Source organism: Pseudomonas sp. F-14 TE3623, from assembly GCF_053629015.1.
Genome location: NZ_JBRJHM010000001.1, coordinates 1921962 through 1943167 on the forward strand (window position 1 = coordinate 1921962; position 21206 = coordinate 1943167).

General features: G+C 60.0%; 22 protein-coding genes. 17 read left to right on the top strand and 5 right to left on the bottom strand.

Translation table 11 applies throughout. From position 1 onward, the window contains the following. Window positions 1-48: 48 nt before the first annotated feature. The 8 genes from AB7M29_RS08630 to AB7M29_RS08665 all read left to right on the top strand — a co-directional run bounded on the left by AB7M29_RS08630 (window position 49) and on the right by AB7M29_RS08665 (window position 8095). Window positions 49-1050, top strand: a complete 1002-nt coding sequence (locus AB7M29_RS08630; RefSeq protein ID WP_217856765.1) for a response regulator — start codon at window positions 49-51, stop codon at window positions 1048-1050. Window positions 1051-1156: 106 nt separating this feature from the next. Beyond that, window positions 1157-2252 (top strand): peptide chain release factor 2 gene (prfB, locus tag AB7M29_RS08635; protein WP_095920368.1). Its coding sequence is split into 2 segments (ribosomal slippage): window positions 1157-1228 and window positions 1230-2252, totalling 1095 coding nucleotides; the frame shifts between segments, so codons are not numbered across the junction. Between the two features lie 101 nt (window positions 2253-2353). Then, window positions 2354-3856, top strand: coding sequence for a lysine--tRNA ligase (gene lysS / locus AB7M29_RS08640; protein WP_063342616.1), 1503 nt, complete (start codon window positions 2354-2356; stop codon window positions 3854-3856). A gap of 103 nt (window positions 3857-3959) precedes the next feature. Beyond that, the gene (locus tag AB7M29_RS08645; RefSeq protein WP_217856764.1) at window positions 3960-4676 is read left to right on the top strand and encodes a TetR/AcrR family transcriptional regulator; all 717 of its coding nucleotides are present in this window, start codon (window positions 3960-3962) and stop codon (window positions 4674-4676) included. A gap of 161 nt (window positions 4677-4837) precedes the next feature. Beyond that, window positions 4838-5392, top strand: a complete 555-nt coding sequence (locus tag AB7M29_RS08650) for a hypothetical protein (RefSeq protein WP_217856763.1) — start codon at window positions 4838-4840, stop codon at window positions 5390-5392. Between the two features lie 36 nt (window positions 5393-5428). Then, window positions 5429-6706 carry a flavohemoglobin expression-modulating QEGLA motif protein gene (locus tag AB7M29_RS08655; RefSeq protein ID WP_050683184.1) on the top strand — a complete coding sequence of 426 codons (1278 nt, stop codon included), beginning with the start codon at window positions 5429-5431 and terminating at the stop codon, window positions 6704-6706. Between the two features lie 148 nt (window positions 6707-6854). Next, complete coding sequence (locus tag AB7M29_RS08660) at window positions 6855-7769, top strand: alpha/beta hydrolase (protein WP_217856762.1); 915 nt, start codon at window positions 6855-6857, stop codon at window positions 7767-7769. Then, entirely contained in the window at window positions 7766-8095 is a 330-nt protein-coding gene (locus AB7M29_RS08665; protein WP_008014068.1) for a hypothetical protein, read from the top strand. The genes AB7M29_RS08660 and AB7M29_RS08665 overlap by 4 nt, the downstream gene beginning before the upstream one ends. Window positions 8096-8313: 218 nt before the next feature. Here AB7M29_RS08665 and AB7M29_RS08670 read toward each other — a convergent pair whose 3' ends face one another. The 3 genes from AB7M29_RS08670 to AB7M29_RS08680 all read right to left on the bottom strand — a co-directional run bounded on the left by AB7M29_RS08670 (window position 8314) and on the right by AB7M29_RS08680 (window position 10289). Beyond that, entirely contained in the window at window positions 8314-9102 is a 789-nt protein-coding gene (locus AB7M29_RS08670; RefSeq protein ID WP_454246713.1) for an OmpA family protein, read from the bottom strand. Between the two features lie 56 nt (window positions 9103-9158). Further along, the gene (locus AB7M29_RS08675; protein WP_052967474.1) at window positions 9159-9572 is read right to left on the bottom strand and encodes a DUF4398 domain-containing protein; all 414 of its coding nucleotides are present in this window, start codon (window positions 9570-9572) and stop codon (window positions 9159-9161) included. A gap of 372 nt (window positions 9573-9944) precedes the next feature. Next, the gene (locus tag AB7M29_RS08680; protein ID WP_123360651.1) at window positions 9945-10289 is read right to left on the bottom strand and encodes a pilin assembly protein; all 345 of its coding nucleotides are present in this window, start codon (window positions 10287-10289) and stop codon (window positions 9945-9947) included. A gap of 208 nt (window positions 10290-10497) precedes the next feature. Between AB7M29_RS08680 and ppc the strand changes: the two genes are divergently transcribed. From ppc to AB7M29_RS08715, 7 genes are all read left to right on the top strand, one after another. After that, a complete protein-coding gene (gene ppc / locus AB7M29_RS08685; RefSeq protein WP_038979123.1) occupies window positions 10498-13128 on the top strand; it encodes a phosphoenolpyruvate carboxylase in 2631 nt (876 codons plus the stop codon). Window positions 13129-13417: 289 nt separating this feature from the next. Continuing rightward, on the top strand, window positions 13418-14065 hold the full coding sequence (gene adk, locus AB7M29_RS08690; RefSeq protein ID WP_038979124.1) for an adenylate kinase: 648 nt from the start codon (window positions 13418-13420) through the stop codon (window positions 14063-14065). A gap of 93 nt (window positions 14066-14158) precedes the next feature. Beyond that, window positions 14159-14833 (top strand): tRNA (adenosine(37)-N6)-threonylcarbamoyltransferase complex dimerization subunit type 1 TsaB, encoded by a 675-nt coding sequence (gene tsaB, locus AB7M29_RS08695; protein ID WP_217856760.1) that lies wholly within the window; start codon window positions 14159-14161, stop codon window positions 14831-14833. 179 nt (window positions 14834-15012) lie between these two features. Next, window positions 15013-15318, top strand: a complete 306-nt coding sequence (locus AB7M29_RS08700) for a hypothetical protein (RefSeq protein WP_052967478.1) — start codon at window positions 15013-15015, stop codon at window positions 15316-15318. Then, entirely contained in the window at window positions 15318-16178 is an 861-nt protein-coding gene (locus AB7M29_RS08705; protein ID WP_454246714.1) for a DUF72 domain-containing protein, read from the top strand. The genes AB7M29_RS08700 and AB7M29_RS08705 overlap by 1 nt, the downstream gene beginning before the upstream one ends. A gap of 31 nt (window positions 16179-16209) precedes the next feature. Continuing rightward, window positions 16210-17031: an isocitrate lyase/PEP mutase family protein gene (locus tag AB7M29_RS08710; protein ID WP_454246715.1), complete on the top strand. Its 822-nt coding sequence runs from the start codon at window positions 16210-16212 to the stop codon at window positions 17029-17031. Window positions 17032-17033: 2 nt separating this feature from the next. After that, entirely contained in the window at window positions 17034-17729 is a 696-nt protein-coding gene (locus tag AB7M29_RS08715) for an extensin-like domain-containing protein (RefSeq protein WP_217856757.1), read from the top strand. Window positions 17730-17732: 3 nt separating this feature from the next. Here AB7M29_RS08715 and AB7M29_RS08720 read toward each other — a convergent pair whose 3' ends face one another. Then, window positions 17733-18353, bottom strand: coding sequence for an energy transducer TonB (locus AB7M29_RS08720; RefSeq protein WP_454246716.1), 621 nt, complete (start codon window positions 18351-18353; stop codon window positions 17733-17735). A gap of 93 nt (window positions 18354-18446) precedes the next feature. Here AB7M29_RS08720 and AB7M29_RS08725 point away from each other — a divergent pair, with 93 nt between their 5' ends. Beyond that, window positions 18447-19229: a class I SAM-dependent methyltransferase gene (locus AB7M29_RS08725; RefSeq protein ID WP_008012270.1), complete on the top strand. Its 783-nt coding sequence runs from the start codon at window positions 18447-18449 to the stop codon at window positions 19227-19229. A gap of 134 nt (window positions 19230-19363) precedes the next feature. Here the strand turns inward: AB7M29_RS08725 and AB7M29_RS08730 are convergent, their stop codons facing one another. Further along, window positions 19364-20008 (bottom strand): TetR/AcrR family transcriptional regulator, encoded by a 645-nt coding sequence (locus tag AB7M29_RS08730; RefSeq protein ID WP_217856755.1) that lies wholly within the window; start codon window positions 20006-20008, stop codon window positions 19364-19366. Between the two features lie 93 nt (window positions 20009-20101). Here AB7M29_RS08730 and AB7M29_RS08735 point away from each other — a divergent pair, with 93 nt between their 5' ends. After that, the gene (locus tag AB7M29_RS08735) at window positions 20102-21202 is read left to right on the top strand and encodes an efflux RND transporter periplasmic adaptor subunit (RefSeq protein WP_052967484.1); all 1101 of its coding nucleotides are present in this window, start codon (window positions 20102-20104) and stop codon (window positions 21200-21202) included. The last annotated feature ends 4 nt before the right edge of the window (window positions 21203-21206 follow it).

Genomic DNA, 21206 nt, shown 5'->3' on the forward strand with positions numbered 1-21206 from the left:
CTATTATTAGCAGCAATCGTGGCCAAGGCAGTACTCAGGTGACCGCACATGAATGATTTACAGCTCGACGACTTCAAAACCGACGAAAACGCCGCCATGGTGTTGTTGGTGGACGATCAGGCGATGATCGGCGAGGCAGTGCGGCGTGGTTTGTCGAACGAAGAAAACATCGACTTCCATTTCTGTGCCGACCCGCACCAGGCCATCGCCCAGGCGATCCGCATCAAACCGACGGTAATCCTTCAGGATCTGGTCATGCCCGGCCTCGACGGCCTGAGCCTGGTGCGCGAATACCGTAACCATCCGGCGACCAAGGACATTCCGATCATTGTCCTGTCGACCAAGGAAGATCCGCTGATCAAGAGCGCGGCGTTTGCCGCTGGCGCCAACGATTACCTGGTCAAACTGCCGGACAACATCGAACTGGTGGCGCGCATCCGCTATCACTCGCGCTCCTACATGACCCTGCTGCAGCGTGACGCCGCGTATCGCGCGCTGCGGGTCAGCCAGCAGCAGTTGCTCGACACCAACCTGGTGCTGCAACGCTTGATGAACTCCGATGGCCTGACCGGGCTGTCGAACCGCCGGCATTTCGACGAATACCTGGAGCTGGAGTGGCGGCGCTCGCTGCGTGATCAGACCCAACTGTCGTTGTTGATGATCGACGTCGACTACTTCAAGTCCTACAACGACAGCTTTGGCCACCTCGAAGGCGATGAGGCGCTGCGCAAAGTCGCCACGGCGATTCGCGACGCCAGCTCCAGACCTTCGGACTTGCCTGCGCGTTACGGCGGCGAAGAGTTCGTGCTGGTCCTGCCCAACACCTCGCCGGGCGGTGCGCGAATGGTGGCGGAAAAACTGCGCCAGACTGTGGCCGGGTTGAAGATCCCGCACACTTTCCCGACCGAAGGTTCGAGCCTGACCATCAGCATCGGCCTGTCGACCTTGATCCCCCAGCCGGGCAGCGATTGTCGGCAATTGATCTCGGCGGCGGACAAGGGGCTGTACCTGGCGAAGAACAATGGGCGTAATCAAGTGGGGATTGAATGAACCATCAGGTTCATTCGCCGCTAAAGCCGCCAGGCGGGCTGCCTTGACAGCTTCATTACGTTATACTCGTCGGCTTTCAAAAGTTCGCCAACGAGTGCTGCCCGCCATGGAAATCAACCCGATCCTTAACAGTATCAAGGACCTGTCCGAGCGCTCCGAAACTATTCGGGGGTATCTTTGACTACGATCAAAAGCATGAGCGTCTGACTGAAGTCAATCGCGAGCTTGAAGATCCGAGTGTCTGGAACAACCCGTCGTACGCTCAGGAGCTGGGCCGCGAGCGGTCGCTGCTGGCTCAGATCGTCGAAACCCTCGACGAAATGCACAGTGGCCTGGCCGATGCCAAAGACCTGCTGCTGATGTCCGCCGAAGAAGAAGACCAGGCCGCCGTCGATGACGTCGCTGCCGAAGTCGAGCGCCTGCGCGAGTCCCTGGAAAAACTTGAATTCCGTCGCATGTTCAGCGGTGAGATGGACGCCAATAACGCCTACCTGGACATCCAGGCCGGCTCCGGCGGTACCGAGGCCCAGGACTGGGCCAACATCCTGCTGCGCATGTACCTGCGTTGGGCTGATAAACGCGGTTTCGACGCGACCATCATGGAGCTGTCGGCCGGTGAAGTCGCCGGTATCAAAGGCGCTACCGTGCACATCAAGGGCGAATACGCCTTTGGCTGGCTGCGTACCGAAATCGGCGTGCACCGTCTGGTGCGCAAGAGCCCGTTCGACTCCGGCAACCGTCGTCACACCTCGTTCTCGGCCGTGTTCGTGTCGCCGGAAATCGATGACAACATCGAAATCGACATCAACCCGTCGGACCTGCGCATCGATACCTACCGCTCCTCCGGTGCCGGTGGTCAGCACGTAAACACCACCGACTCGGCCGTGCGTATTACGCACGTACCGACCAACACCGTGGTCAGCTGCCAGAACGAACGTTCCCAGCATGCGAACAAAGACACCGCGATGAAAATGTTGCGGGCGCGTTTGTATGAGCAGGAGGTGCAGAAGCGCAACGCCGCTTCCCAGGCCCTGGAAGACACCAAGTCGGATATCGGCTGGGGTCACCAGATCCGTTCGTACGTGCTCGATGCCTCGCGGATCAAGGATCTGCGTACCAACATCGAACGTAGCGACTGCGACAAGGTGCTCGACGGCGACATTGACGAATACCTGGTGGCCAGCTTGAAACAAGGGCTGTAAAGGCACGCGCTACAGGGGTGTCATAACCCTGTAGGAGCGAGGCTTGCCCGCGAACCCCGGCGAATGCCGGGGGCAACGAACCTGATGGAATATTTAAAGACATGAGCGACCTACAACTCGACCCGCAAGCCCTGCAACAGGAAGAAAACTCCCTGATCGCCCTGCGCAAGGAAAAGCTTGCTGCCGAGCGCGCCAAGGGCAATGCCTTCCCCAACGACTTCCGCCGCGACAATTACTGCGAAGATTTGCAGAAACAGTACGCGGACAAGACCAAGGAAGAGCTGGCAGAGGCTGCGATCCCGGTCAAGGTGGCGGGTCGCATCATGCTCAACCGTGGCTCGTTCATGGTGATTCAGGACATGACCGGGCGGATTCAGGTTTACGTCAACCGTAAAACCCTGTCCGAAGACACCCTGGCCGCGGTGAAAACCTGGGACATGGGCGACATCATTGCCGCCGAAGGCACCCTGGCGCGTTCCGGCAAAGGCGACCTGTACGTCGAAATGACCAGCGTGCGCCTGCTGACCAAATCCCTGCGCCCGCTGCCGGACAAGCACCACGGCCTGACCGACACCGAGCAGCGCTATCGTCAGCGCTACGTTGACCTGATCGTTAACGAAGAGGTGCGCCAGACCTTCCGCGTTCGTTCGCAAGTGATTGCGCACATCCGCAGCTTCCTGATGAAGCGTGACTTCCTGGAAGTGGAAACGCCGATGCTGCAAACCATTCCAGGCGGCGCGGCGGCCAAGCCGTTCGAGACTCACCACAACGCGCTGGACATGGAAATGTTCCTGCGTATCGCGCCTGAGCTGTACCTCAAGCGCTTGGTAGTCGGCGGTTTCGAGAAAGTCTTCGAGATCAACCGCAACTTCCGTAACGAAGGCGTTTCGACCCGTCACAACCCTGAATTCACCATGTTGGAGTTCTACCAGGCTTACGCCGACTACGAAGACAACATGGACCTGACCGAAGAACTGTTCCGCGAACTGGCTCAGTTGGTTCTGGGCAGCACCGACGTGCCTTACGGCGACAAGGTGTTCCACTTCGGCGAGCCGTTCGTGCGTCTGTCGGTGTTTGACTCGATCCTCAAGTACAACCCTGAGCTGACCGCTGACGACCTGACTGACATCGACAAGGCCCGCACCATCGCCAAGAAGGCCGGCGCCAAGGTGCTCGGCTTTGAAGGTCTGGGCAAGCTGCAGGTAATGATTTTCGAAGAGCTGGTCGAGCACAAGCTGGAGCAGCCGCACTTCATCACCCAGTACCCGTTCGAAGTGTCGCCGCTGGCCCGTCGTAACGACGAGAACCCGAACGTCACTGACCGTTTCGAACTGTTTATCGGTGGCCGCGAAATCGCCAACGCCTACTCCGAGTTGAACGACGCGGAAGACCAGGCTGAGCGCTTCATGGCGCAGGTGGCCGACAAGGACGCCGGCGACGACGAAGCCATGCACTACGACGCCGACTTCGTTCGCGCGCTGGAGTACGGCATGCCGCCGACCGCCGGTGAAGGGATCGGCATTGACCGTCTGGTGATGTTGCTGACCAACTCACCGTCGATCCGCGACGTGATCCTGTTCCCGCACATGCGGCCACAAGCGTAAGTGTTTCAATTAAAAAGCCGCCTATAACAGGCGGCTTTTTATTGCCTGTCTGGTACAAACGTATCAATTGGTTACTTTTGACGTTTAGAGAGGAATACCTGTCGTGAATCGTGCAATGGCTCAAGAAGGTGCAGCGGGTATCGCCACTGCGGTCGCTGAAAGTGTTCAGTACCAGGGCCGCAAGGCCAGCCGACAGGGCAGTGAACAGCGTCGACAGGACATTCTTGACGCGGCGATGCGCATTGTCGTGCGCGATGGGGTGCGGGCCGTGCGGCACCGTGCAGTGGCCGCTGAAGCGGGTGTACCGCTGTCGGCCACCACCTACTATTTCAAGGACATCGATGACCTGCTCACCGATACCTTCGCCCAATACGTGGAACGCAGCGCGGCGTTCATGGCCCGGTTGTGGGCCAACAACGAAGGCCTGTTGCGCGAAATGGTTGTCAGCGGCGATGGCACTCCCGAGTCCCGCTCACAGCTGGCGGACGATATCGCACGGCTGATGGCTGACTATGTTCATCGGCAATTGATCAATCGCCGCGAGCACTTGATGGCCGAACAAGCCTTCCGCCAGGAAGCCTTGCTCAACCCGCGTCTGGCGTTGTTGGTGCGCTCCCATCAGCAAATTCTGCTGCAGGGCACCTGCCAACTTTTCGAAGTATTGGGTTCCCGTGAGCCACAACAGGATGCCAAAGTGTTGACTGCGATTATCGGACGGATGGAATATCAGGGCCTGCTCAACGACGCCGAGCCTGTTGCCGAAGAGGAAATGCTCGGCATCCTCAACCGCTACATGCATTTGGTGTTGGCGTCGGTGTAACCCCTGAGTGGAGGCTAACCCTTGTGGGAGCGAGCCTGCTCGCGATGACGGTCTGACATTCAACATCTCTGTTGCCTGACACACCGCCATCGCGAGCAGGCTCGCTCCCACAGGGGCCGGCGTTCACTTGAGGTTGGTGTTGTGTTCATAGGGAGTGTTGAATGAAAGCCTGGCGCGTCGTTGTGATCGCCTTGTCGATCCTGCTGCTCAGTGGCTGTCTGGTGACCTTCAAGGAGCCGCTGCCCGCCAGCGAGCCCGCGCCCAAAGGGCTGCTCGGCAAATGGACCAGCACCAATGCCTGGGGCGAGCCGATGAACCTGGAACTGACGCGCATCGGCGACAATCGTTATCAGGCGGTCAGCTACTTCAAGGCCAATCCCCATGAGCGTGAGGCTTATCCCTTCACCGTGTCGCGCCATGGCAATCGCTGGTACCTGTCGGCGAAGGTGCCGGCGCAGTTCGGCGGGAACTTCACCATTACCGGTTTCGAGCTCAACGATAAGCACGAACTGGTGGTCTACAACCTCGACCTCGAACAGATCAAACAGGCCATGGGCCAAGAAGCCCTCAGTGGCCAAGGCTTCCAGACCGACGACGGCGACGGGGTGTTGATCAACAACAGCCTGGATCAGGTGTTTGCCTACCTCGATGATCCGGCCAATTCCGATGTTTTCGTCGAAGCGGTGCGCTACCAGCGCCTGGCCAAAACCAAATAAACCCAGCACGTAACGGTTTTACTACAGGAGTTTCGGGTGGACGAATACCAGCAGACGATACGCATTTTGTCCGATCGCATAGTGCTGGCGCAGACGCCGATTCGCGTTCTGGATGCGGTCAAGTGGGACGACAGCATTCGCAAGGGGTTCCTCAAAGGCAAGGGCAAGGAAATGCCAGCCGTGGACCGCGACTACTACCTCAATCGACCGCTGGCATTTGACTCCAGCAAAGTGAAGCTGGAATTCCAGAACATCGAGCGCGACATCACCCGCCAGCTCGGCCAGTTCAACCCGGTCGGCCAGATCATGCGCCGCATGTGCAAGGAATACCGGATGGTGGTGCGCATGCTCGAAGCGCGCGGCACCGAGGATTTCGGGCTGATTTCTCAGGAATTGTATGGCGCGGCGTCCGATGCGTTTCACGCCGGCGACCCGACCCTGGCCGACCTGGGCCTGATGCTCTCCGATTACCTGAACAACATCGATGGCCGTGGCGACCTCAAGGACGAACCGAAACTTCTCACCGCCAAGGAGGCCGTCGACCTGCTGCAGCATCGGTTGAACAAGGTATTTGGCGAGGCCGAGGAAACCATTCGGGTATTCGAGTCCGACGGGATCGTCGCCGATGCGGCGGCCGGTGCCGACTACATCAAGATCCGCGCCGACGCAATGTTCAACGACCGCGACGTGCGTGCGCTGGAAGTCCACGAAGGGCTGGTGCATGTGGGCACCACGCTCAACGGCCTGAATCAGCCGATCTGTACCTTCCTGTCCAAAGGCCCGCCGTCGTCCACCGTGACCCAGGAAGGCCTGGCGATCCTGATGGAAATCATCACCTTCGCCTCCTACCCGAGCCGCCTGCGCAAACTGACCAACCGCACCCGTGCCATTCATATGGTGGAGGAGGGCGCGGACTTCTTGCAGATCTACGATTTCTTCTGTGAGCAAGGCTTCGAAATGGCCGAAAGCTATGGCAATGCCAGTCGGGTTTTCCGCGGCTCGGTGCCGACCGGTCTGCCATTTACCAAAGACTTGTCCTACCTCAAGGGCTTTATCATGGTTTACAACTACATTCAGTTGGCCGTGCGTAAAGGCAAATTGGAGCAGATACCGCTATTGTTTTGCGGCAAGACCACGCTGGAAGACATGCGGACCTTGCGCCAATTGGTGGACGAAGGCCTGGTGGTGCCGCCCAAGTACCTGCCCGACCAATTCCGCGACATGAACGCGCTATCGGCCTGGATGTGCTTCTCCAACTTCCTGAACCACCTGAGCCTGGACCGGATCGAAGCGGATTATTCCAATATTCTCTAGCCATGGCGCAGTCCAAATGTGTGCGGGCTTGCTCGCGAAAGCGGTGTGTCAGTCGACATCAATGCTGAATGGAAAACCGCTTTCGCGAGCAAGCCCGCTCCCACATTGGATCGTATTCCAACCCCCATTTTTCGCGAGGCTTCACCGGATGAGAATCCTCGGTATCTTTTGCTTGCTCCTGGCCCTCGGCGGTTGCGACTCTCTGCTGTTCTATCCCGAGCCAGGCCAGCCGTTCACCCCGGCAAAAGCCAAACTCGAATTCCGCGACGTTACCCTGGTCACCACTGACGGCCTCAAGCTGCATGGCTGGTGGCTGTCGGCGAAAAAAGGTGTCGAGGTCAAAGGCACGGTGCTGCATCTGCACGGCAACGGCGGCAACCTGGCGTGGCATTTGGGTGGGAGCTGGTGGTTGCCGGAGCAGGGCTATCAAGTGTTGCTGGTGGACTATCGCGGGTACGGTTGGTCCGAAGGTAAACCGGCGTTGCCGGCGATCTATCAAGACATCGACGCCGCGTTCAAATGGCTCGACCAGGCCCCGGAGGTAAAGGGCAAGCCGCTGATCCTTCTCGGTCAGAGCCTTGGCGGCTCGATGGCCGTGCATTTCCTGGCCCAGCATCCCGAGCGCCAGCGGCAACTCAAGGCCTTTGTGCTCGATGGTGTGCCTGCCAGTTACCGCGATGTCGGGCGTTTCGCCCTGAGCACGTCATGGATGACCTGGCCGTTCCAGGTGCCGTTGTCCTGGCTGGTGCCGGACGGCGACAGCGCGATCCATTCCATGACGCAGCTCAACGGCGTACCGAAACTGATTTATCACAGTATCGATGATCAGCTGGTGCCCCTTTCCAACGGCATCCGACTGTATCAAGCTGCGCCGCCGCCGCGAGTGCTGCAACTGACCCGGGGCGGTCATGTGCAAACCTTCGCCGACCCGGTCTGGCAAAAGGTCATGCTGCGCTACCTCGAAGACCCGCAGCATTTCAACGGCCTGCGCCGCCTGGGTGAAGTCCCGAATTACCCGGCACCCCCGAATTCTGAAGATGAACCCCCAGAGAGTCCGCAATGAGTGAAGAACGTAACGCTATCCCGCTGATCATCACCGGTATTTGCAGCATCCTCGGCACCGTTGGCGCCCTGTGGTGGTACGGCTACCTGCACTTCGCCAAACCCGAAGATGCGCTACTGCTCAGCGACTTCACCATGCTCAAGACCGTGCCGGGCGAAGACTATAAAGTCTCCCTGGAACCGGCCCCGCAAGTGGCCCAGTGCATCGATGGCGTGCTGGTGCTGTTCGACACCGACCAGAAGGGCCTGACCGGCGTGCTGATCAACAGCAAGAAAAAAGCCGTGCGCTGCATGGGCCAGGAAACCCCGCAAAAACTCGAACAGTAACCCGTTCGTACATAAATGCTGTGTTCACCGAAGATCCAATGTGGGAGCGGGCTTGCTCGCGAAAGCGGTGTGACATCCAACATCTCTGTTGTCTGACACACCGCTTTCGCGAGCAAGTCGAATCGTCGCACCGCCGCTCCCACAGGTTCAGTGATCGTCAAATAAAAAGCCCCGTCTGATCAATTCAGGCGGGGCTTTTAAGTATCAGCGTGGTCAGCTTATTTGGCGCTGATCGCCGAACGCGGGACGACCGGCTGGTTGTCATTGGAAATGGTCACTTCCACCCGACGGTTCATCGCACGGCCCGAGACGCTGGAGTTCTCCGCAACCGGGTATTCCTTGCCATAACCCTGGGCCACGATGCGTGCAGGATCGACCCCCATCTTGATCAGGGCCACTTGCACCGAGGTCGCGCGACGCTCGGACAGCGACTGGTTGTACGACGCCGAGCCGGTGCTGTCGGTGTAGCCTTCGACGATCACTTTACGGTCCGGGTTTTCCTGAAGGAACTGCGCCAGTTTGTTGATATTCACCAAGCCGTTGGACTTCAGGTCCGCCTTGTTGGTGGCGAACAGCACATCACCAAACGTCACCAGCGTGCCACGATCGGTCTGTTTGGCATTCAGGCTGTCTTGCAGTTGTTTGATCTGCTGGTCGCGGGCATCCAGACGAGCCTGGGCCCGTTGTGCCGCGGCATTTTTCAGGTTGTTTTCAGCGGTGCGCAGGGCGATGGTTTGCTTGGCCACTTCAACACGCTGATTGGTCAGGTAAGCCAGTTGGTCGACCTTGGCCTGGTCTTCCCGGTCCAGGTAAGCCTTTTCGGCCTTGTCCAGGTACTCGCTGGCGTCTTTGGTTTCCAGCGCCGCAACTTTGCTCGCTTGCGGGTTGGCTTGCAGGCCGGTGTAGTTGGTACGGGCTTGTTCCAGGTTCGCGTTTGGCGGTGTGGAGCAGGCAGCCAGTGCAACGCTTGCGGCCAGGAGGGCGGGGATCATCAATTGTTTGCGCATAATGGTTCGTCCTTTATATCGATAAGAGTTTCAGGTCTGGAAATCGGGATGCGCGCTTACTGCACGGTGCGCTGACTTTCCTGACGCAGTTCCTGAACACCTTTCTGGGAATCCTTCACAGCTTGTTCGGCTTTCATCGCCTGGGCCTTGCGCTCGGCGACACGGGCGTCCCACTCGGCTTGCTCGGCCAGCATTCTGGCTTCGTCATACTTCTTGTCGTGCATGGCGATTTCGGCTTGTTTGAGCTTGTCTTGAGCGGCCTTCATTTCCACGGCGGCGAATTCGGTACCGCCGGCGCTGACGGCGTTGTTCACGGCCGATTGGGTCACGGCGTATTGCTCGCTCGGCGGGTTACCGGCGCAACCGGCCAGTACGAAGCTGCTGCCGATGGCCAGGGCCGCCAGTTTGAGACCGCGCAGGTGGGTGAACGAGGATGGGGCAGTGCTGGTCTTCATGGTCTTCAACTCCATTGGATAACTCCTGAAAAACATCTGAATCCATCCTGGGCAAGGAGCCGCAACCTTCAATTTCCAGAGCATTCTTAAACGGCCGTCCCAGGCGTGGTTACTGGGTTGACCCGAAGTGTTTTTCAAAAGTTCAGAGAAGATGGCCTATCGCCCGAAAAAACTTGATCGAGAAGACAAGGCTCTAAACGGGGAATTTTAGCGATATGCAGTGGTATACCCGATCGTTTCATGGCCCGGGAATACGCAATTATCGAAGGAGTATGCAAGCCAATGTGGGAGCGGGCTTGCTCGCGAAAGCGGCTTAACATTCAACATCTCTGTTGTCGACACACCGCTTTCGCGAGCAAGCCCGCTCCCACACGTTCGGCGGCAAATTCAGTGTTTTTGCTTGTCGTTATCGTCCGACAAATCGTGTAAATGACGACGGGACAAGGCTAGAAAGCGCGGCGTCGCTCCAACGTCTTCGTACAGCGGATCGCCTTCTTCGTCAGTGGCCACCACCGTTGACCCTTGCACGTACGGAAAACTCGCTTCGAGCTCTTCCAGGGCGGCGCCGATCAGCTCACCGAGCAGTTCTTCGGGGTGCCGCTTGGGGTACATCTCGATAATCGCTGCCAGCCGTGCGGCGGCTTCCACGTCCAGACGAATCGTGTAGCCCGAGTCGGTCAGGCGACCCTTGGCGTTTTCTTCCCAATGCTTGGCGAGCTCGCGGATTTTCATAATAACCTCATTGCGCACCTGCTCGTGGCAGGCCGGGTGAGTCTCCGGCGGTGGCCGGCGGCAAGCCGTTGTACGGCTTATTATTGAGACTAGCGTCAGGTGAAGTCCCTTAGTCGTCCGCTTGTAAGAAGCGCTTTACGACGGCACTCTCTATCAGAGCCTCTAATAACCAAGCATAGCCGCCCGGATTTTCGCTGGAGAACTGCTGATGACCGATATTGATGCACGCTTGCGCGAGGACGTTCACCTGTTGGGTGAGCTGTTGGGCAACACCATTCGTGAACAGTACGGGGACGACTTTCTCGACAAGATCGAGCAGATCCGCAAAGGCGCCAAGGCTGATCGTCGCGGTTCGATGGACGCCGAACTCAGCGCCAGCCTCAACCAGTTGAGCGAAGACGAGTTGCTGCCGGTGGCGCGGGCGTTCAACCAGTTCCTCAATCTGGCCAATATCGCCGAGCAATATCAGCTGATTCATCGCCGCGAAGAGTCGCAGCCCGAGCCGTTCGAGGCCCGAGTGTTACCGGAACTGCTCGCTCGCCTGCTGACTGCGGGCCATGATGCCGAGTCCCTGGCGCGGCAATTGGGGCGGCTGGAAATCGAGCTGGTATTGACGGCGCACCCCACCGAAGTGGCGCGTCGCACGCTGATCCAGAAGTACGACGCGATCGCCGCGCAACTGGCCGCCCAGGATCACCGTGACCTGACCAGCGCCGAGCGCGAGCAGATCAAGACGAAGTTGCAGCGCCTGATCGCCGAAGCCTGGCACACCGAAGAAATCCGTCGCACCCGCCCCACGCCAGTGGACGAAGCCAAGTGGGGCTTTGCGGTGATCGAGCATTCGCTGTGGCAGGCGATTCCCAACTATTTGCGTAAAGCCGATCAGGCCCTGCATGCCGCCACCGGCCTGCACTTGCCACTGGAGGCCGCGCCGATTCGCTTTGCCTCATGGATGGGCGGCGACCGCGACGGCAACCCCAACGTCACCGCCGCCGTGACCCGCGAAGTGTTGCTGCTGGCGCGCTGGATGGCCGCCGATTTGTATCTGCGCGATGTGGATCACCTCGCCGCCGAGTTGTCGATGCAGCAGGCCAGTGACGAGTTGAAAGCCAAGGCCGGCGACAGTGCCGAGCCTTACCGCGCAGTGCTCAAACAATTGCGTGAACGCCTGCGCGCGACCCGTAATTGGGCCCACGCATCCCTGACGGCAACCACGCCAGCGTCGGCCGATGTGCTGCAAAACAACCGCGACCTGCTGGACCCGCTGGAGCTGTGCTACCACTCGCTGCATGAGTGCGGCATGGGCGTCATCGCCGATGGCCCGTTGCTCGATTGCCTGCGCCGTGCGGTGACCTTCGGGCTGTTTCTGGTGCGCCTCGATGTGCGCCAGGACTCGTCTCGCCACACGGCGGCCATGACCGAAATCACTGATTACCTCGGCCTGGGCCGTTATGAGGACTGGAGCGAAGAGGAGCGCATCGCCTTCCTGATGCGCGAACTGAACAATCGCCGGCCGTTGCTGCCGGCGTACTTCAAGCCGTCTGCCGACACCGCCGAAGTGCTGGCGACGTGCCGGGAAATCGCCGCGGCACCGGGAGCTTCCCTCGGTTCGTATGTGATTTCCATGGCGGGTGCCGCTTCCGACGTGCTGGCCGTGCAATTGCTGCTCAAAGAATCCGGCGTATTGCGGCCGATGCGCGTGGTGCCGCTGTTCGAAACCCTCGCCGACCTCGATAACGCTGGCCCGGTGATCGAAAAACTCTTGCTGCTGCCGGGCTATCGCTCGCGCCTGCAAGGGCCGCAGGAAGTGATGATTGGTTATTCCGACTCGGCCAAGGACGCCGGCACTACAGCGGCGGCCTGGGCGCAGTATCGGGCGCAGGAGCGTTTGGTCGACATCTGTCGCGAACAGCAAGTGGAACTGCTGTTGTTCCACGGTCGCGGTGGCACCGTGGGCCGTGGCGGCGGTCCGGCGCACGCGGCGATTCTGTCGCAGCCGCCGGGGTCGGTGGCGGGGCGTTTCCGCACCACCGAGCAGGGGGAAATGATTCGTTTCAAATTTGGCCTGCCGGACATCGCCGAGCAAAACCTCAATCTGTACTTGGCGGCGGTGCTGGAGGCGACCTTGCTCCCGCCGCCACCCCCTGAGCCTGCCTGGCGCCATTTGATGGACGAATTGGCCGCCGATGGCGTCAAGGCTTACCGCGCCGTGGTGCGAGAGAATCCGCAGTTCGTCGAGTATTTCCGCCAATCCACCCCAGAGCAGGAGTTGGGGCGTTTGCCTTTGGGCAGCCGCCCGGCCAAGCGCCGCGCTGGCGGGATTGAAAGCCTGCGCGCCATTCCATGGATCTTCGGCTGGACCCAGACGCGCCTGATGTTGCCGGCCTGGCTTGGCTGGGAAGCGGCATTGAGCAAGGCGCTGGAGCGCGGCGAGGGTGAGCTGCTGGGGCAGATGCGCGAGCAGTGGCCGTTCTTCCGTACCCGCATCGATATGCTGGAAATGGTGCTGGCCAAGGCCGACGCCGATATCGCCCAATCTTACGATGAGCGCTTGGTCGAGCCGGATCTGCTCCCTTTGGGGGCGCATTTACGCGACCTATTGTCGCAGGCCTGTGCGGTGGTCCTGGGGTTGACCGGTCAGTCGCAGCTACTGGCACATAGCCCAGCTACCCTTGAATTCATCCGCCTGCGCAACACTTACCTCGACCCGCTACATCTATTGCAGGCCGAACTGTTGGCACGTTCGCGGCAACAGGATGTGGCTCAGGGCAGCCCGGTAGAACAGGCGTTACTGGTGTCTGTGGCGGGGATTGCCGCCGGTTTGCGAAATACCGGCTAAGGTTTTCATCGTGGGGGACAGGCACCCGACGCGAGCGTCGAGTGCCTGTTGGCGAGCGGTCGAAAAGGTCTGCCACGCGACAGTTAATGATGGGGTTGCGACTTGGGTCACCCCTTGGCAGGGTCTCCTCAGGCGCGGGTTTCTCCGACTTTCGGCGGCTTGTGTGGGCAGGGCCTGCTGTGTATCTTGATCAGCCTTTGGCCGTTTGGGCGGTCGCGATCCTATTTTTGAGATTGGCCCCAAGAGGCGAATCTGACGTTATCTATATAAAAAATTGAGGAGCACATCGATGCGCGTCATTCTGCTGGGAGCTCCCGGGGCCGGTAAAGGTACTCAGGCTAAGTTCATCACCGAAAAATTCGGCATTCCGCAAATCTCCACCGGCGACATGCTGCGTGCCGCTGTAAAAGCCGGTACCGAGCTGGGTGTTAAAGCCAAAGGCATCATGGATGCCGGTGGTCTGGTCTCTGACGATCTGATCATCGCTCTGGTCAAGGACCGTATCGCGCAGCCTGACTGTGCCAACGGTTTCCTGTTCGACGGTTTCCCGCGCACCATTCCGCAAGCTGAAGCGTTGGTTGAAGCTGGTGTGGAACTGGACAACGTGGTCGAAATCGCCGTCGATGACGAAGAAATCGTTCAGCGTATCGCCGGTCGTCGCGTTCACGAGGCCAGCGGCCGCGTGTACCACACCGTCTACAACCCGCCAAAAATCGCCGGCAAAGACGACATCACCGGTGAAGAGCTGGTGCAGCGCAAGGACGACACCGAAGAAACCGTGCGCCATCGCCTGTCGGTCTACCACTCCCAGACCAAACCACTGGTGGAGTTCTACCAAGGGCTGGCCGCTGATAAGGGCAAGCCGAAATACAGCCATATCCCAGGTGTTGGCTCGGTAGAAGCGATCACCGGCAAGGTGCTTGAAGCACTGAGCTGAAAAGTCTGATCGGCTTCATCTTCTACGGCCCGCTTGCGGGCCGTAGTTGTTTATACTGGCGCACTTTTTCTGACCTCTCTTACGGAAACATCGATGAGCACCTTGCTGGCCCTGGACACCGCGACTGAAGCTTGCTCCGTTGCTTTGCTGCATAACGGCAAAGTCACGAGTCATTACGAGGTGATCCCGCGCCTGCATGCGCAGAAGCTGCTGCCGATGATCCAGCAACTGCTGGCCGATGCCGGAACCACGCTGCAAGCGGTCGATGCCATTGCGTTCGGCCGTGGTCCGGGCGCGTTCACCGGTGTGCGGATCGCTATCGGCGTGGTCCAGGGCTTGGCGTTTGCGCTGGATCGCCCGGTGTTGCCGGTCTCCAACCTCGCCGTTCTCGCCCAGCGGGCCTATCGCGAACACGGCGTCAGCCAGGTCGCGGCGGCCATCGATGCGCGCATGGATGAAGTGTATTGGGGTTGCTACCGCGAAACGGCGGGGGAGATGCGACTGGTGGGCAACGAAGCGGTACTGCCACCGGAAGCCGCTGCGTTGCCAGCCGATGCCAGCGGCGAGTGGTTCGGCGCAGGCACCGGTTGGGGGTATGTCGAGCGCATTGCCGTCAACCTGAGCGGGCAGGACGCGGGCATGCTGCCTCACGCCGAAGACCTGCTGACTCTGGCACGTTTTGCTTGGGAACGCGGTGAAGCGATCGTGGCCGATCAGGCGCAGCCGGTGTATCTGCGCGATAAAGTTGCGACGCCCAAAGCGCGTTAATTTCCCAGACCGAGCGGGTCCAATCGCGGGCTTGCCCGCGATGACGCCAGCGACAATCGTCATTTTCTCTCCTGCGCTTTTAAACCTTTTGTCTTTTCTGTGTTCTAGTTATCACTCGGCAGTTTGCGAAGTGGGCCATGTGCCACTAAGCTGCCATCACTGATACCGGACATGTACTCATGCGTATAGACGGCGTTTCCTCCCAGTCCTACCCCATCAAGCGCAAGCCTCGCAAAGGCCATGTCGTGGAGGATGACTCCGTCGATATCGACGGCGAGCTGGAACTCCCCACCGAAGAGCAATTGGCCGCCCGCGCCGCCAAAGCCTCCGCGCAACGCCTGAGCAATCTCCCCGCTCGTCAACAAGACATGATTTATCACCGCGCCATGAGCAAAAGCGTGGCGATGGCACTGGCCAGTTACCTGAGCACCGCCACTTTTGTCGATTGGGATGCGGATGTACTGGGTCTCGACCTGTACATCTGATGTTGCTGCCTTACTACCTCGGCTGCCCGTCCTGGAGTGAAAACGCCTGGCGCGATTACTTGTATCCGCAAGACGCCAGACCCGCCGAGTTTCTCAATCTTTATTCTCAAGTGTTCAACGCCGTCGAAGGCAATACGACCTTCTACGCGAGCCCCTCTGCCGCCACCGTGCAGCGTTGGGCCGAGACCATGCCCGAACACTTTCGCTTCACCGCCAAGTTCCCTGGCGACATCAGCCATAGCGGCGACCTGCGCGACCAGCTGACCGCTGCCGAAACCTTCCTGCAATTGCTCAGCCCTCTGGGTGAACGGGTTTCTCCCCTCTGGCTGCAATTATCGAAAAGCTTCACCCCTCAACGCTTGTCCGAGCTGGCCGGTTTTATCGACGCGGTGGACCGGCCCTTGGCGGTCGAAGTGCGGCACGATGAGTTTTTCGCCAAGGGCGATGCCGAGCGGATGCTCAATCGTCTATTGCTGGACCGCGGTGTCGAGCGCATCTGCCTCGATCCGCGAGCGCTGTTCAGCTGCACCTCGACCGATCCTTCGGTGCTCCACGCCCAATCGAAAAAGCCCCGGGTGCCGCCTCGACCTGCTGCGTTTACTCAGTTTCCACAGGTGCGTTTCATCGGCCATCCGCAGTTGGAAGCCAACGATCCATTCCTGGTGCCGTGGGTCGAGAAAATCGCAGTCTGGATCGAAGAGGGCCGCACGCCCTATATCTTCCTGCACACCGCCGATAACCTGCTGGCAGCGAAACTGGCACAACGTTTTCACGCACAACTGATGCTGCGTTTGCCTGGCTTGCCGCCGCTGCCTGAGCTATACAGAGAGCCCGCCGCCGAGCAACTTGGCTTGCTCTGAAGCGGGTTATTTCCCTTTCAGGAGCCTGCCAATGGATGCGCAAACCCTTCGAGCCCAGGCGTTCAAAGCACTGCACGAACGTGAGGGCGCTTTTGTCATTCCCAACCCTTGGGACGCCGGATCGGCGAAGATGCTCGCCAGCCTTGGCTTCGAGGCGCTGGCGACCACCAGTGCCGGTTACGCGTTTTCCCGGGGCCGTCCCGATGGTGGGCTGACGCTCGATGAAACCCTGGCGAACGTTGAAGCGATTGTCGCGGCCACTGATCTGCCGGTAGCAGTGGATCTCGAAAACGGTTTTGCCGACGCCCCCGCCGACTGCGCTCAAAGTATTGTGCGTGCGGCAAAGGTCGGTGCGGTCGGCGGTTCGATCGAAGATGCCACCGGGCGTGAGGACGGTCCGATCTACTGCTTCGAGCATGCCGTGGCGCGTATCGAAGCGGCCGTCGCGGCGGCCCGCAGTTTGCCTTTCCCCTTTGTGCTGACGGCGCGTGCCGAGAATTTTCTACACGGCAATCCTGACCTCGACGATACCATTCGCCGCTTGCAGGCATTCGCCGAGGCGGGGGCCGACGTGCTTTACGCACCGGGCCTGCGCAGCGCTGAAGAAGTGTTGGCGGTGGTCCGCGCGGTGGCGCCGAAACCGGTCAATGTGTTGATGTCTGGCGGGCTCAAGCTGACGGTCGAGCAGTTGAGTGAAATGGGCGTCAAGCGCATTAGCGTCGGTTCGGCCCTGGCCCTGGCGGCGTATGGCGAGTTCTTCCGGGCTGCCGAGGAAATCCAGCAACACGGGACCTTCGGCTTCACCTCTCGGTCGATGCCGTTCCAGAAGGCCAATCAATTGTTCAAAGGCTGACGATGCGGTTTCGGTGGGGGCTGTTGCTGGTGCTGTTGATCATCGGCGCTGCCGGGTTGAGCGTCTGGCGCGGCTGGGTTTCCATTCCCCCGCAATGGAACCCATGGGCGCCGCTGGACGTAAAGGCCGAACCGAACCTGCTGACCCGCTACAAACTGATGCGTCTACGCGATGATCCGCAGTTATGCGACCAGGCGCTGAGCAGCTCAGATTTGCGGGTGGCCCGTCAGGCCGACAGCCCGGACGCGGCCTGCCCGTTGACCAACGCCTTGCGTGTGCAAGGTGGCGAGGCGGCGCTGAGCAGCAGTTTCCTCGCCAGTTGCCGTCTGGCTGTGGCGTTCGCTTTGTTCGAACGCCACGCCCTGCAACCGACGGCTCAGGCGGTCTACGGACAGGGGGTGAAACGGGTCGACCATCTCGGCAGCTTTGCCTGTCGCAACGTCTACAACCGCGAAAACGGCAGACGCAGCCAGCATGCCACGGCTGATGCACTGGATATCACTGGATTCCGGCTGGCGGATGGTCGATTCATCAGCGTGCTCAAGGATTGGCCGAAGGATAACCAGGACGGGAGATTTCTCCATCAGGTCCGCGACGGCGCTTGCGACATGTTCAGCGTGGTGTTGAGCCCGGACTACAACGCCGCCCATCGCAATCACTTTCATGTGGATGTCGGGCCGTGGTGGCGGTGTCGCTGAGGGTTACGCGGCGATGCGCAGGTTCTGCAGAACGATCGGGCGTGCCCAGCCGTTATCGAAATCGAATTGTTTCTGTTGTTCCACCAGCTCTTCGGGCGAGAACGGCGGGAACGGTTTGTCCAGCAGGTCGAGTTCGAACTCGGCGATCGGCAAGTGCAGCGGACGCGGTTGCGGTGCGGTGCCAGGCTCTGGCAGCGGTTGACCGGCGGTGAGCACGATCGGGCGTACCCAGCCGCTGTCGAAGTCCTGTTGTTTCTGTTGCGCGACGATTTCTTCCGGCGGGAACGGCGGGAAAGGTTTATCGGCCAGGTCCATTTCGAACTCGGCAATCGGCAGGAATAGCGGCTCTGGCGGGCGGACTGGTGTTTCGATCACATCACATTCGCGCTGGGAAATGATGTGCGCCAGCAGCTCGCTGCCAACGGTCGGTTCGACCGGGCTGTCGAGATCAACCGGCGGAAAGTTGAGAGACTCCGGCACGACATCGCCCGACTGATCGGCCAGGGCCTGGGCAAAAAAATCCTGCCACAGGTGACTGACGCCGCTCAGTGCTTGGGAATTTCGCAGGCCAAAATCGCCGTGGGGCGAGATGTAACCTATCGATGTGCGTTGAATGTCTGACATTTCTCTCGGTCGACGCTCAGCTCTGGCAAAATGCTCGATAGTTTGGTTATCGGCCGTTTTTGCCGATCATTAATTTTTTGAGCGTGTTTTCCCATGATTGAGCAACCTGCGGCCTGCCGCATCCATGTCGAGGCCTTGGGCACGACCTTTCAGCCACAGGCCGAGCAATGGGCCGAGCGCCTGGGGTTGCCGTTGCAGGTGGATGACGGCGAGTTTGCCTTGCAGGTGGGCGAGCAGGGGTTGCAGCTGCAACAACTGGGGCCGGACGCACCGGGACCGGTGCGGGTGGATTTTGTCGAGGGCGGCGCGGCCCATCGTCGGTTATACGGTGGCGGCAGCGGTCAGATGATCGCCAAAGCGGTCGGCGTCGCCCAAGGCGTGCGCCCGCGCGTGCTGGATGCCACGGCGGGGCTGGGCAAGGACGCGTTCGTGCTGGCCAGCCTGGGCTGCGAGATGAGCCTGATCGAGCGCCAGCCGCTGATCGGCGCGTTGCTGGAAGATGGCCTGGCGCGCGGCGCGGAAGATTTCGACGTGGCGCCGATCGTGGCGCGGATGCGTTTGCTCAAGGGCAATTCGATCGAGGTGATGCGCAACTGGGAAGGCGAGCCACCGCAGGTGATCTACCTCGACCCGATGTTTCCCCATCGTGAGAAAACTGCGTTGGTGAAGAAGGAAATGCGCCTGTTCCGGCCGCTGGTAGGCGATGACCCGGATGCGCCGGCATTGCTCGAAGCGGCTTTGGCCCTGGCCAGTCACCGGGTGGTGGTCAAACGCCCACGCAAGGCGCCGTGCATCGACGGGCCGAAGCCGAGTCACGCGCTGGATGGCAAGTCCAGCCGATACGATATTTATCCGAAGAAAGCGCTCAAGCCCTAAGACCATGTCGCCTGCTTCGCGAGCAAGCCCGCTCCCACATTGGACCTTTGTCGGTCACAGATTTTGTGTACACCGGAGATCCAATGTGGGAGCGGGCTTGCTCGCGAAGGCGTCAGCGCAGACACCTCAATTTATCAGGCCGAGTCCGGCCGATAAGCCCGCATAAACAACCCCACCACTTCCCGCACATGGGCTTCAGCCGCATCCCCGGTCACCGGCTCGCCGCAGCCATACAGCAAGCGGAAATTCCCCGCGCCCTTGAGCAGGCAGAAGAAATGCTCTGCCGCATTGCGCGGTTTATCGATGCTCAACGCGCTGCTCTGATTGACCTTGGTCAACAACCGCTCCATGCCGTGCAGCATGCGTTCTGGCCCGGCCTCGAAGAAAATCAGCGAAAGTTTCGGGTCCTGGCTGCCCAGCGTCGCCATCAACCGGTGCAGGTTCACCGATTCGTCGCTGTTGATTAGCTGATGAAAGCCGCGCGCGATGTTCAGCAGCACGGTTTCCACGGCAATGCCGTCCGGCAACTCAAAAAACAGCGTTGGCAGTTGCTCCTCGCACTTGGCCATCACCGCGGCGGCAAACAGCGTCTCTTTGTCATTGAAATGGCTGTAGACCGTCAGCTTCGACACGCCGGCCTCGGCCGCCACGGCATCCATGCTGGTGTTGGCGTATCCCTTACTCAGAAACAGGATTTTCGCCGCGTCGAGGATTGCCTGGCGCTTGGCCAGATCCTTGGGACGGCCCGGACCACTGGGTGTTGAAAGATTGTTCGACATTCTTCGCTTTAATACTGGACTGGTGAGTTTGCTATTAATAACATACTGGTCAGTATAATTATTCCAAGCACCATTAGCGAAAGGTCCTTCTCCATGTTCCGCTATGCTTTGCCCCTCGCATTGCCGGTCAGTCTGGCTTTTTTATTGTCTGCGTGTGGCCATGAAGAGGCGCCTCAAGTCACCGTCCGCCCGGCCATGGTCGTACAGCCAGAGCCCTCGGCTCAGGCCATGGAAAGTTATCCCGGTGAAGTCCGCGCGCGCTATGAGCCAGATCTGGCCTTCCGCATTGGCGGCAAAGTCAGCCGACGACTGGTCGAGGAAGGCCAGCGGGTCAAGGCTGACCAGCCTCTGGCGGAACTCGATCCTCAGGACGTGCGCCTGCAACTGGAAGCCACCCGTGCCCAAGTCGCGGCCGCCGAGGCCAACCTGAGCCTGGTGCGCGCCGAGCGCGATCGTTATAAGACCCTGATGGAGCGGCAAATGGTCAGCCGTTCGCAGTACGACAACGCGGAAAACCTCTACCGCTCCGGTGAAGCACGCCTCAAGCAAATCAAAGCCGAATTCAACGTATCGACCAATCAGGCCAGTTACGCGGTGCTGCGCGCGCCCCAGGATGGCGTGGTGGCCAAACGTGCGGTAGAAGTCGGGCAAGTGGTCGCGGCCGGGCAAACCGTGTTTACCCTCGCCACCGATGGCGAGCGTGAAGTGTTGATCAGCCTGCCGGAGCAGAGCTTCGGTCGTTTCAAGGTCGGCCAGCCGGTCTCGGTGGAACTCTGGACCCAGCCCGATCAACGTTTCCCCGGACGCATCCGTGAACTGTCGCCTGCGGCCGATCCGAAATCCCGCACCTTCGCCGCCCGTATCGCTTTTACCGCCGGCAAGGTTCCCGCCGAACTCGGCCAGAGCGCCCGGGTGTTCATCCAGACCGCCGATGTGGTGTCGTTGTCGGTGCCGCTGTCGGCGGTCACCGCGGAAAACGGTGCCACTTATGTGTGGGTGGTCGGCGCCAACAACACCTTGAAAAAAGCCCCGGTTCGGGTCGGTGCATTCGGTGAGAAAACCGTGCCGGTGCTCGAAGGCCTGAATGCCAGCGACTGGGTGGTGGCGGCCGGTGTTCATGTGCTTCACGACGGGCAGCAAGTGCGCCCGGTGGATCGCTCCAACCGCGTGGTCAATCTGGCGCACAAGGAGTAATCCC